The 12,208-nt window shown below is 65.0% G+C and carries 11 protein-coding genes; 7 read left to right on the top strand and 4 right to left on the bottom strand.

Going from position 1 to position 12,208, the window contains the following annotated elements; genetic code table 11:
- Window positions 1-18: 18 nt before the first annotated feature.
- From AC0NIH_RS07810 to AC0NIH_RS07795, 4 genes are all read left to right on the top strand, one after another.
- Window positions 19-819: a rhomboid family intramembrane serine protease gene (locus AC0NIH_RS07810; protein WP_473463618.1), complete on the top strand. Its 801-nt coding sequence runs from the start codon at window positions 19-21 to the stop codon at window positions 817-819.
- Window positions 820-1,033: 214 nt separating this feature from the next.
- Window positions 1,034-1,783 (top strand): electron transfer flavoprotein subunit beta/FixA family protein, encoded by a 750-nt coding sequence (locus AC0NIH_RS07805; RefSeq protein ID WP_473463615.1) that lies wholly within the window; start codon window positions 1,034-1,036, stop codon window positions 1,781-1,783.
- A 20-nt stretch (window positions 1,784-1,803) separates the two neighbouring features.
- Window positions 1,804-2,733, top strand: coding sequence for an electron transfer flavoprotein subunit alpha/FixB family protein (locus tag AC0NIH_RS07800; protein ID WP_224686586.1), 930 nt, complete (start codon window positions 1,804-1,806; stop codon window positions 2,731-2,733).
- Between the two features lie 210 nt (window positions 2,734-2,943).
- On the top strand, window positions 2,944-3,822 hold the full coding sequence (locus AC0NIH_RS07795) for a 3-hydroxybutyryl-CoA dehydrogenase (protein ID WP_013892834.1): 879 nt from the start codon (window positions 2,944-2,946) through the stop codon (window positions 3,820-3,822).
- A gap of 35 nt (window positions 3,823-3,857) precedes the next feature.
- On the opposite strand, the gene AC0NIH_RS07790 is transcribed toward AC0NIH_RS07795, so the two are convergent.
- The 3 genes from AC0NIH_RS07790 to AC0NIH_RS07780 form a co-directional block, all read right to left on the bottom strand.
- Window positions 3,858-5,840 (bottom strand): PAS domain S-box protein, encoded by a 1,983-nt coding sequence (locus AC0NIH_RS07790; protein WP_473463611.1) that lies wholly within the window; start codon window positions 5,838-5,840, stop codon window positions 3,858-3,860.
- A gap of 162 nt (window positions 5,841-6,002) precedes the next feature.
- The gene (locus AC0NIH_RS07785; RefSeq protein ID WP_473463609.1) at window positions 6,003-6,641 is read right to left on the bottom strand and encodes an NrsF family protein; all 639 of its coding nucleotides are present in this window, start codon (window positions 6,639-6,641) and stop codon (window positions 6,003-6,005) included.
- A 1-nt stretch (window position 6,642) separates the two neighbouring features.
- Window positions 6,643-7,194, bottom strand: coding sequence for a sigma-70 family RNA polymerase sigma factor (locus AC0NIH_RS07780; RefSeq protein ID WP_013892831.1), 552 nt, complete (start codon window positions 7,192-7,194; stop codon window positions 6,643-6,645).
- Window positions 7,195-7,495: 301 nt separating this feature from the next.
- Between AC0NIH_RS07780 and AC0NIH_RS07775 the strand changes: the two genes are divergently transcribed.
- From AC0NIH_RS07775 to AC0NIH_RS07765, 3 genes are all read left to right on the top strand, one after another.
- On the top strand, window positions 7,496-8,503 hold the full coding sequence (locus AC0NIH_RS07775; RefSeq protein WP_041164568.1) for an iron ABC transporter substrate-binding protein: 1,008 nt from the start codon (window positions 7,496-7,498) through the stop codon (window positions 8,501-8,503).
- A gap of 172 nt (window positions 8,504-8,675) precedes the next feature.
- Window positions 8,676-10,256, top strand: coding sequence for an ABC transporter permease (locus AC0NIH_RS07770; RefSeq protein WP_473463606.1), 1,581 nt, complete (start codon window positions 8,676-8,678; stop codon window positions 10,254-10,256).
- Window positions 10,253-11,335, top strand: coding sequence for an ABC transporter ATP-binding protein (locus tag AC0NIH_RS07765; protein WP_023763897.1), 1,083 nt, complete (start codon window positions 10,253-10,255; stop codon window positions 11,333-11,335). Before AC0NIH_RS07770 ends, AC0NIH_RS07765 begins: the two co-directional genes overlap by 4 nt.
- 21 nt (window positions 11,336-11,356) lie before the next feature.
- Here the strand turns inward: AC0NIH_RS07765 and AC0NIH_RS07760 are convergent, their stop codons facing one another.
- Window positions 11,357-12,187, bottom strand: coding sequence for a phosphodiesterase (locus tag AC0NIH_RS07760; RefSeq protein WP_473463604.1), 831 nt, complete (start codon window positions 12,185-12,187; stop codon window positions 11,357-11,359).
- Window positions 12,188-12,208 lie beyond the last annotated feature (21 nt).

Here is a 12,208-nt window from a genome sequence, read left to right as displayed (position 1 = left end):
GAAGGGAACCAGACACGCATGTTCATCCCGCTTTACGACACCAACAGGCTTCGCCATATCCGGCTGCAATATGTGACGATCGGCCTGATCGTGGCCAACGCGCTGGTTTATTGCGCCACCGCACTCGGCGGCGAGAACTTCACCAATGCCGCCGTGCTCGGCCTCGGCTTCATCCCGTCCGTCGTCCACAACACGGCGGAACTCGACCCGCGCTTCATCGTCATCCCGGAAAGCCTGAGCTACCTCACCTACTCCTTCCTGCACGCCGACATCTTCCACCTCGGCGGCAACATGCTGTTCCTGTGGGTGTTCGGCGACAATGTCGAGGACGCGCTCGGCCATATCCGCTACCTGATCTTCTATCTCCTGTGCGCCGTCGCCGGCGCCGCCTTCCAGGGGCTGGTCGCATGGGACTCCCAAGTGCCGCTGATCGGCGCGTCCGGCGCCATCGCCGGCGTGGTCGTCGCCTATCTGATCCTTTATCCCAGGGTGAAGGTCTGGGTACTGGCCTTTGCCCGCATACCCCTTCGCATTCCGGCCTTCATTCCGCTCATCCTGTGGGTGCTGTTCCAGATCGTCATGTTCGCCGCTGGTGGCGAGGACCAGATTTCCTGGGCCTGCCACATCGGAGGCATCATCGCCGGAGCCGTACTGGTGCTTGTCCTGCGCAGCCGTGGCGTGCCGCTGTTTGCAGTCGCCGACGAGGATATCCCGGCCGCCGCTCCCGAGCCGCCGCCGCTCGCGGCCCGGCCGGCAACGCCCGAGCCGTCCGCCGCGACGACGCGCTGGGGCCGGGGAAACCCTTCCGGCCCGAACTGAACCGATTTGAGCCGCTTGCGGCGTATTGACGTCAAGGGTTGCCGCAACTACGGAAACGTCTCCGCCGCAGCCTAAAGGCGGGCAAAGACCAGAATTTCCATCCGGCCAGAATTCCGTCTGGCCGGAATTTAGTCAGGAATGTCGGCTTTCGACAACTCAGAAGGGGCGCAGGCTGTTATAGCGCGCCCAACTAGCGTGAAGAGGTGACAGGCAAATGAAGATCCTTGTGCCCGTGAAGCGGGTTGTGGATGCGAATGTGAAGGTTCGCGTGAAGGCTGATGGTTCGTCGGTTGAACTCGCCAACGTCAAGATGGCGATGAACCCGTTCGACGAGATCGCGGTCGAAGAGGCGATCCGGCTGAAGGAAGCCGGCAAGGCCGAAGAGATCATCGTCGTTTCTATCGGACCGCAGCAGGCGCAGGAAACCTTGCGCACCGCGCTCGCCATGGGCGCCGACCGCGCCATCCTGGTCAAGACCGACGAACAGACCGAGCCGCTCGGTGTCGCCAAGGTGCTGAAGGGCGTGGTCGATGCCGAGCAGCCCGGGCTCGTCATCCTCGGCAAGCAGGCGATCGACGACGACAGCAATCAGACCGGCCAGATGCTGGCCGCGCTTCTGGGCTGGGCTCAAGGGACATTCGCCTCCAAGGTCGTGCTCGACGGCGACAAGGCCAAGGTGACGCGCGAGGTCGACGGCGGCCTGCAGACGGTGGAACTGAAGATGCCGGCGATCGTCACCGCCGATCTTCGCCTCAACCAGCCGCGCTATGCTTCGCTGCCCAACATCATGAAGGCCAAGAAGAAGCCGCTCGACGAGAAGAGCCCGGCCGATTACGGCGCCGACGTCAAGCCGCGCCTCAAGGTCATCAAGACCGAGGAGCCGAGCGGCCGCAAGGCGGGCGTCAAGGTCAAGAGCGTCGCCGAACTTGTCGACAAGCTGAAGAACGAAGCCGGCGTGCTCTGAGATCGGAAGGAACAGATAACATGACCATTCTCCTCATCGCCGAACACGACAACGCCACCCTTTCCGACCAGACCGCCAAGGCGCTTTCGGCGGCCCTGCAGATCGGCTCGGACGTGCATGTGCTGGTGGCCGGCAAGAGCGCCAAGGGCGCGGCTGACGCCGCCGCCAAGCTCAAGGGCGTGAGCAAGGTGCTGCTCGCCGAGGCCGACGAACTCGCCGAGCACCTCGCCGAGCCGACCGCGGCACTCGTCGTGTCGCTGGCTGGCGGCTACGACACCATCATCGCGCCGGCGACCTCGTCGGGCAAGAACGTCACGCCGCGCGTGGCGGCCCTGCTCGATGTCGCGCAAGTGTCCGAGATTATCGAAGTGGTGTCGCCTGATACTTTCAAGCGGCCGATCTATGCCGGCAACGCCATCCAGACCGTGCAGTCGACCGACGCCAAGAAGGTCATCACCGTGCGCACCGCCTCCTTCCAGGCGGCACCCGAGGGCGGCTCGGCAGCGGTCGAGACGGTGAAGGCCGCAGCCAACCCCGGTCTGTCCTCCTTTGTCGAAAACAAGCTGTCGGAGACCGACCGTCCGGAACTGACCTCGGCCAAGATCATCATCTCGGGCGGCCGTGCGCTCGGCTCCTCGGAGAAGTTCCAGGAGGTCATCCTGCCGGTCGCCGACAAGCTCGGTGCCGCCGTCGGTGCGTCCCGCGCCGCCGTCGACGCCGGCTATGCGCCGAACGACTGGCAGGTCGGCCAGACCGGCAAGGTCGTCGCCCCCGATCTCTATATCGCGGTCGGCATTTCCGGCGCCATCCAGCACCTTGCCGGCATGAAGGATTCCAAGGTCATCGTCGCCATCAACAAGGACGAGGAGGCGCCGATCTTCCAGGTTGCCGACTACGGCCTCGTCGGCGATCTCTTCGTCGTCCTGCCGGAGTTGCAGAAGGCGCTTTGACGCTCTCTGGCAAAGCGTATTAAATACCAGGGGTGGGGTAGACGAAGTCGCCCCGCCCTTTTAGTTTGCACCGCACAAAAAGCAGGCCGCAAAGGCTAAAAGCAATTCCAGCAAAAGTGCGCAGCGGTTTTGCGTCCGGAATTGCGGTAAGACAAAGAGGTGGAGCGCTTTCGCGGTTCAGGCGGAAGGGCTCCGGACGGGATCGGTGTAATGAGCAAGATCGAGACGATCGGCATCATCGGCGCAGGCCAGATGGGCGGCGGCATCGCCCATGTCTCCGCGCTATCGGGCTATAAGGTGCTGATCTACGATATTTCGCCCGACCGCATCGAGAAGGGCATCGCCACCATCAGCGGCAACATGGCCCGCCAGGTGGGGTCCGGCAAGCTCGACGAGAAGCTGCGCAACCAGGCGATGGCGCGCATTGCGTCCGCACCGGCGATGGCCGATCTGGCCGGCGCCGATCTGGTGATCGAGGCGGCCACCGAGGACGAGACGGTCAAGCGCAAGATCTACGCCCAGCTCTGCCCGCAGCTCAATCCTGAAGCCATCCTGGCGACCAACACCTCGTCGATCTCGATCACGCGGCTCGCCGCGCAGACCGACAGGCCGGAACGCTTCATCGGCATACATTTCATGAATCCCGTCCCGCTGATGAAGCTGGTCGAACTGGTGCGCGGCATCGCCACCGAGGACCAGACCTTCGAGGCGGCAAAGACCTATGTGAAGCAGCTCGACAAGACGATCACGGTCTCGGAGGATTTCCCGGCCTTCATCGTCAACCGTATCCTGCTGCCGATGATCAACGAGGCAATCTACACGCTCTATGAGGGTGTCGGCTCGGTCGATGCCATCGACACCGCCATGCGGCTCGGCGCCAACCACCCGATGGGACCGCTGCAGCTGGCCGATTTCATTGGGCTCGATACCTGCCTGTCGATCATGCAGGTGCTGCATGACGGCCTGTCGGACTCGAAATATCGCCCCTGCCCGCTGCTGGTCAAATATGTCGAGGCCGGCTGGCTCGGCCGCAAGACCGGACGCGGCTTCTATGACTATCGCGGCGAGCACCCCGTTCCGACGCGCTGACGCAATTCCAGGAAAAAGTGTGACGCGTCGGCCGTTCAGGATGCTGCGGCGAGCGGCTTGGATGGTTCCGACCTGTCGTCGTTGATCTTATCGTCCAGCGCCACGGAAACGCATCCGCGGCCGGCCGCCTTGGCCGCATAGCAAGCGGCGTCGGCCCTTGCGATGATCTCGTCGACTTCGCCGCAATCGGCGCAGATCGCGGTAAGCCCGATGCTCGCGCCGATCGCGTGCGGCCGATCATCCCAGGTGAAATCCAGGCCGGCTATCGCATCGATGATCGAGCGTGCCGCGATCCCGGCGCTAGCGGTCGAAGCCGATTTCAGGATGACTGCGAATTCGTCGCCACCCAGCCGCGCCACGATATCTTCAGGGTCGAGCACGCCGCGAACAGCCTCGGCGACCCGCTTCAGCAAAGCGTCTCCGGCAGCGTGACCGCCGGTGTCGTTGACCAGTTTGAAGTGGTCGAGGTCGATGAACATGAACTGATGCCTGCCGCCTCCAGCCGCCGCGGCGTCCTTACGGGCCTGATCGACCAATTCCTCCATGGTGCGGATGAAGCTCGAACGATTGGCAAGGCCGGTCAGCGCGTCGTGCGCGGCGGCATGGGCAAGCTGCCGCTGCAGGGCCCGCGCATCCGTGAAATCCTGGAAGACGATGACCAGCCCGCAGAATTCGTTGCGCTCGTTGATGATCGGCGACACCACCTGGCGGATGCTGCAGCGCGTGTCGTCGCGCCGGATGAGCACGGCTCGGCTGTTCTGGTCGGAGGGCGCCGCCGCTCCGATCGCCGGCCGTGCCACGCCGATCCTCTGCCCCGTCTCCTCGTCGACCGCCCAATAGACATGGCCGAGCGTCTTGCCGAGCGCCTCGTCGCCGGAAACGCCGGTCAGCTTCTCGGCGACCGGGTTCATGAAGGTGACGCGATTTGCGGCATCGGTGCAGATGACCGCATCACCGATGGACTGCAGCGTCACCCTGAGCCGTTCCTTCTCGTCGGCCAGCATTGCCGCTGAGACCGTCAGGCGCTCTTCGGCCTCCTTGCGCCGGGTGATGTCGGTCAAGCTGCCGATGGCCCTGGTCAAACGCCCGGCCGCGTCGCGTTCGATGGCTTTGCCGCGGTCGAGGATCCACACCCAGTGGCCGTCCTTATGACGCATCCTGAACTCGGCTTCGAAGAATTCCGTGTTGCCGTCGAGATGCGCCCGATCCGCAGTGGCAACAGCCTCGCGATCGTCGGGATGGATCATCGTCAGCCAATGGTCGGGGTCGCCATCGAGTTCGCCGTCGGCATAGCCGAGCATCTTGACCCAGGTCGAGGAGTAGGTCGTGCCGCCCTTGCGCATGTCGAGGTCCCAGACGCCTTGACCGGCGCCGGCCAGCGCGAAATTCCAGCGCGTTTCGGCCTCGGCAATACGCACCTCGGCCTGCTTGCGCGCGTCGATGTCCTCGATCTGCGACACGAGATAGAGCGGCCGCCCGCTTGTCTCGTCACGAATGACGGAGCCGGCAAGATGAGCCCAGATGGGTGTGCCGTCCTTCTTGAGGTAGCGCTTCTCGAACTGGAAGGCGTGGACGGTGCCCGCCTTCAGGCCGTCCATCGTTTCGCGCCCGATCTGCAGGTCGTCGGGATGCGTGATCTGGAAGAAGGTCAGCGCCTCGATCTCCTCGCGGCTGTAGCCAAGCATGGCCGCGAAGGCCGGATTGGCCTCGATGATGCGCCCGTCCAACCCGACGACCGCGATGCCGATCGCCGAATCTTCCATGGCCCGGCGGAACCGCTGCTCGCTCTCCGCGATCTGCCGCCGGTCGTCGGAGATGCGGCGAATGAACAGGCCGGCGAGGAAAAGCGCGCCGACCGCCACCGCGACCGACACTTGCAGGGAGAGCTTGAGCGCCTTGGCATCGAGGCTCAGCCTCGCGAGCAGGATCGAGGCCGCCACCATGGCAACGCAGGCCACAAGCAGCGCCAGCGCTGCCTGCCTGTAGACTCCTGGCCCGATGGTTCCTCGCAATGTCACGATCCGTGCCACCCCCGTGGGCAATCGCTTCTTCCCGTGAAAACCTTGAAGGATCGATTTTAAGGAAAGGTTGCGTCTGGGGTACTGGCGGCAGGGGAAACCGGCAAACAATTGCCGGCATGATTAAGGATCGGTATGCATCGGCCGGGACGCGGTATCGTGCTACCAGCGCACGAAAAACCGTCCGCCGAGCGCGCCAAGCAAGGCGAGCGCCGCGATCGCGATCGTATACCAGGTGGCAACGAAAAGCGGCGAATCGTCGAAACAGTGCGCGGCATAGAAGGTCGCGGCCAGCCCCCCGGCGAGCAGGCCCGCGACCGTGCCGGCTAGCACGGGCCGCGTCGGCGCGCCGTAACGCAGCATCCAAAGGAAGATCGCAAGCGGGCCGATCCCGATCAGCGGGATGAAGCCCATGCAGATCATCATGTTGGAGCCGACCATGCGAGTGCCCCACAGCGCCTCCGGCACCATGAAGAGCTCCAGGCCCACCGCCACGGCCACCAGCAGCGGCGCGGCAATCATGCCGGCCATGGCCCGGCCTGTCGCGGCACCTGGCGTCGATAGGGCGCGGATCAGGGCAAAGGCGCTGATGGCCAGCACGATGGTGAAAACGAATTTGGACAAAAAGCGCATCGTGTGCGCGGCCGCCATGAAGTCGGGACGCGGACCGATCGTGAGCAGGAAAACGACAGCCGCGATGACAATGGCCGCACCGGCGGCCAGCCACCACGCCGAGCGCAACGGCATCGCCTTGCTGCCTGCATCGGCGTCCAGGGCCTTGATGAGATCGTCCGTCCTCATGTCATTCCCGCCCGAATCGCCCCTGCCCAAATCTCTTGGCTATCGCGGCAAGCCCTCGATGCAGCGACACGCGCACCGCCGTCTCGCTGATGCCGAACTTCGCCGCCGTCTCGCCGATCGAGCGGCCTTCCACGGATATGGCCGAGACCACGGAACGCTGTGCCGGCGGTAGTCCGCCCAAGGCCCGGTTGATGTCGCGTTCGCTGACGGTCTCGGTTTCCGGCTCGGCGAACGTCTCGGCGATGTCGTCGACGTCGATCTCGATGCGCCGTCCGCGCCGCCGGAACGCATCGATAAGCTTGAAGCGGGCGATCGCATAGACCCAGGGCAATACCGGCGCGTCCTGGCGCCAGGTATGCCGTTTCACATGAATGGCCAGCAAGGTTTCCTGCACGACATCCTCGGGATCGACCCCGCCCTGCACGATCTTGCGCCTGACAAAACCGCGCACCAGCGCGGCGATCCGGTGCAGAAAGTCGGCGTAGGCCCTTTCATCTCCCGCGATCGCGGCCCGCAACAGCCGGGAAAGCTCGGCCTCGTCCTTGCCGCTCACAAGAGTTCACTCCCCGATTTTCGCGCTTCGGCACTGATTTGTTACGTGGCCGGCGAAATAATGTCCAAGCCAAACTACGGGCAAGTCACGAAAGTTTGCGGGTCCTGAAGCCCGGCCGCCCACCCCCTTACAGGCGCTGCGAGTACGCTTGGCGAAGAAGCCGCCTATCCGGCCTTCCATCACGTGGAATTGTCCCTGTCGTAGCTCAGCGACCGATTGAAGCAGATCGACAATGTTGACTACCGATGTCAGGTATAGATAGGTGCAGCGTGCCAAGACCAACGAGATCGAGGATGACGCCATGAAATACACCCTTTGCGCCCTTGCCGGTGCCACCGCGCTTGCAATCGGCCTGGCCGCCGGTCCGGCCATGGCCGAAGATGCCGGCATCATCGTCTACAACGCCCAGCACGAAAGCCTGGCCAAGGAATGGGCCGCAGGGTTCACCAAGGAGACCGGCATCAAGGTTACCTTGCGCAATGGCGGCGACAGCGATTTCTCCAACCAGATCGTCGCCGAAGGCACCGCCTCGCCCGCCGACGTGTTCCTGACGGAGAATTCGCCCGCCATGGTGCTGGTCGAGAATGCCGGCCTGTTCGCGCCAGTCGACGCCGACACGCTGGCCCAGGTCCCGCAGGACTACCAGGCGGCCAGCGGCAAATGGGTGGGTGTGGCCGCGCGCAGCACCGTTTTTGCCTACAACACCACCAAGCTCAAGGCCGACCAGTTGCCCAAGTCACTGCTCGATCTCGCCGACCCGAGCTGGAAAGGCCGTTGGGCCGCGTCGCCCTCGGGCGCCGATTTCCAGGCCATCGTCAGCGCATTGCTGCAGCTCAAAGGCGAGGCCGCCACGGCGGACTGGCTGAAGGCGATGAAGGCGAACTTCACCGCCTATAAGGGCAACAGCACCGTGATGAAGGCGGTCAACGCCGGCGAGATCGAAGGCGGCGTGATCTATCACTATTACTATTTCGGCGATCAGGCCAAGACCGGCGAAAACAGCAAGAACGTCGCGCTGCACTATTTCAAGAACCAGGATCCGGGCGCTTTCGTCTCCGTTTCCGGTGGCGGCGTGCTCGCCTCCAGCAAGCACCCGAAGGAAGCCCAGGCTTTCCTGAAATGGGTGACCGGCAAGGGCGGCCAGGACGTGCTGAAGAACGGAACCTCGTTCGAATACGCGGTCGGCAAGGGCGCGGAGTCCAATCCCAAGCTGGTGCCGCTGGTCGACCTGCAGGCGCCGAAGGTCGACGCCGCGACACTGAACTCCAAGAAGGTCACCGACCTGATGACGGCAGCCGGCTTGCTTTAGTTGCCGTTCGTCCTAATAAGGGCAACCGACCGTGCTCCCGCGGGACTTTGCCTTCCGCGGGAGCGTTTTGTTTTCGAGATGCATTCGTCCATGACGACACGCTGCGTTCCTGACCGCGACCGTGGTCCCATGATTGCCGCCGCCGCGCCGCAACCGATCGGCGCCTGAGCTGATGCAGTCGGCAGTCGATTTCGCGCGCCCGGGCCTGCCGCCGAAGGTGCGCCGAAAGGCGCGGCGACGCGCGGCACGCTGGCTCGTCGCCGCCGCAATCTTCGTCTCCCTGATGGCGCTGCTGCCGCTCGCCTTCATCGTATGGACCGCGATGCAAACGGGCTGGGAGACCGTCTCAGCGCTGGTCTTCCGGCCGCGGGTCGGCGAGCTGCTCGTCAACACCGGCCTGCTGGTGCTGTTGGCCGTGCCGATCGCCATCGTCCTATCGGTGGCGCTCGCCTGGCTGACCGAACGCAGCGACCTGCCCGGCGCCCGGTTCTGGGCCTGGCTGTGCGTGGCCCCACTCGCCATCCCCGCTTTCGTGCACAGCTACGCCTGGATCACCATGGTGCCCGGGCTGCACGGCCTGTGGGCCGGCGTGCTGGTGTCGGTGATCGCCTACTTCCCCTTTCTCTATCTGCCGGTGTCGGCGGCGCTGCGTCGCCTCGATCCCGCCCTCGAGGACGCGGCCGCGGCACTTGGCCTTGGACCCTGGCGCGTCTTCCAGCGCGTGGTGCTGCCGCAGCTCAGGCTCGCGATCTGCGGCGGCTCGCTGCTGGTCGGACTGCATCTGCTGGCCGAATATGGCCTCTATGTCTTCATCCGCTTCGACACCTTCACCACGGCGATCGTCGATCAGTTCCAGTCGACCTTCAATGGACCGGCCGCCAACATGCTGGCCGGTGTCCTGGTGACTTGCTGCTTCGTGCTTCTGGGGCTGGAAGTGCTGGTGCGCGGCGAGGAACGCTATGCCCGGGTCGGCTCCGGCGCGGCGCGGCATCAGCAAAGGGCGCGCCTTGGCCATGCCACCATCCCGAGCCTGGCCTTGCTTGCCGTCGTCACGCTGCTGGCGCTTGGCGTGCCGTTCGTGACCATCGGCCGCTGGCTGCTCGCCGGCGGCGCCGATGTCTGGCGGCTCGACGAGATCGGCCTGGCTCTCAGCCAGACGCTGTTCCTGTCGCTTGCCGGCGCTTTGCTTGCCACCGTCGCCGCCATGCCGATGGCCTGGATCTCGATCCGCGCGCCGGGGCCATTGCAGCGCCTGCTCGAAGCTTGCAACTACATCGTCGGCTCGCTACCGGGTGTGGTCATTGCATTGGCTCTGGTCACCATCACCGTGCGTATCGCCATGCCGCTCTATCAGACGCTGTTCACCATCCTGGTCGCTTATGCGCTCATGTTCCTGCCACGTGCCCTGGTCAGCCTGCGGGCGTCGATCGCCCAGGCACCGGTCGAGCTCGAGCGCGCCGCGTCCAGCCTCGGCCGGCGTCCGCTCAACGCGCTGTGGTCGACGACCATCCGCCTGTCTGCGCCGGGTGCGGCGGCCGGCATGGCCCTCGTGGCGCTCGGCATCATGAACGAGCTGACCGCGACCCAGATGCTGGCGCCGAACGGCACCCGCACGCTGGCGATGGCGTTCTGGTCCTACAGCGGCGAGATCGATTACGCCTCGGCCGCCCCTTACGCCTTCATCATGGTGGCGATGTCGCTGCCGCTGACCTGGCTGCTCTATGTCCAGTCGAAACGGATGGCCGGACGATGAGCTTTCTTGAACTCCGCGATCTGCACAAGCACTACGGCCCGGTCGCCGCACTGGCCGGCGTCGACCTCAGCATCGCCAGCGGCAGCCGCACGGCGATCGTCGGTCCATCCGGCTGCGGCAAGACGACCTTGCTGCGGCTGATAGCCGGCTTCGAGGCGCCGGACCAGGGCCGCATCGTGCTCGACGGCGAGGTGCTGGCCAATGGCGGCGTTGCCGTTCCGGCACATCGCCGCGGCATTGGCGTGGTGGCGCAGGACGGCGCCCTGTTCCCGCATCTGACCATATCGGACAATATCGGTTTCGGCATGAGCCGCAGCGAGGACAGGCGCGCCGAACGCATCGTCGAGCTCGCCTATATCGTCGGGCTGGACAAGGCGATCCTCAAGCGCCGCCCGCACGAGCTTTCCGGCGGCCAGCAGCAGCGTGTGGCGCTCGCCCGCGCCATGGCGATGAAGCCCAGGCTGATGCTGCTCGACGAGCCGTTCTCGGCGCTCGACACCGGCCTGCGCGCCTCGATGCGCAAGGCGGTGGCCGAACTGCTGGAGGCCGCCGGCATCACCACCATCCTGGTGACGCACGACCAGGCCGAGGCGCTGTCCTTCGCGGCCCAGGTGGCGGTCATGCGCGACGGAAAATTCTCGCAGGTCGGCACGCCGCGCGAGCTCTATCTTCGGCCGAAGGACAGGATGATCGCCGAGTTCCTCGGCGATGCCATCATCCTGCCGGCCAGGATATCGGGCGGCTTCGCCAGCTCGCCGCTGGGCCGCATCGCGGTCGACTCCCCGGACAGCCGCGATGTCGCCCGCATCATGCTGCGGCCGGAGCAGATCGCGCTGAAACGGACATCGCGCGAGGGCATGTCGGGCACCCCTGACATGCTGTTCGGCGAAGTGACGGAATCCGAATTCGCCGGCTCGACATGCACGATCGCGGTGCGGCTCCTCAACAATTTCGATCCGCCGGACGCCGCCGCCATCGGCAACACGCCGCTGATCCTGCGCAAATCCGGCATGGACGCACCGGCGGTCGGCGAGATCGTGCGGCTCACCGTGTCAGGCAAGGCGCACGTGTTCGCCTGAGGCTCCTATGCGGATGCAGCCTCAGTCCATCTCCGGTGCGATCCCCGGCAAGACGAGCGCGCCGGTCTCGGCTGAATAGACCGGCCACCGCTCGAGAAAATCGCAGCCATGCACGACCACGCGCTGGTTGGCGCTGTCGATGAGGATGACCGCATAGGAGGGCGGCGCCTGCTCGACGGTCTCGCCCGATCGGTCAAGCGCAAGTTCGAACCGAGCGTGCAGGCCGCGCTGCGCCGAGAACGGAATGCCGGCAACCGAGCCGGCGATGTCGCGATGGACATGGCCGAAGAAGATGTGGCGGACATTGCCATGGTCCCGCAGCAGTCCCAGCAGCCGCTCGGGTTGTTCGAGCGCCAGCGGGTCGAGCTGCGGCAGGCCGAGCGCGACCGGCGGATGGTGCAGGAAAATGTAGGCGGGCCTGCCGGCTGATTGTTCGAGCCGGGCTTCCAGCCAGGCAAGCCGCGTTCCGCACAGTTCGCCTTCGACGCGTCCTTCCGCCAGGCAGTCGAGGAACAGCAAGACTTCATCCCCGCTGTCATGGATCGACTGCACGAAGCCGTTCCCGTCGACCGGAATTTCCGGAAACGCAGCGACGAGATTGGCCCTCCTGTCATGGTTGCCCGGCAGCAGGCGCCAGGGCATCGGCAGCGTGCTCAGAGCCGCCCTGAGATCGGCATAGCTCTCCGGCGCGCCGGTCTCGGTCAGGTCGCCGGTGAAGACGCAAAGTGCGGCATCGGCGTGATGCGCATTGATGTGTGCGATGCATGAGGCCAGCCGCTGATGCAGGTCCGCGCCGAAGCGGCGCTCGCCTCTACGGCCAAGATGCACATCCGTGACCTGAATGATTTTCATGATGCTTTCCTGGAGGTGTCG

Source organism: Mesorhizobium sp. WSM1386, assembly GCF_055901595.1.
Note: the sequence above shows the minus strand (reverse complement) of the source record. Positions and strands in the feature narration are given on the sequence as shown.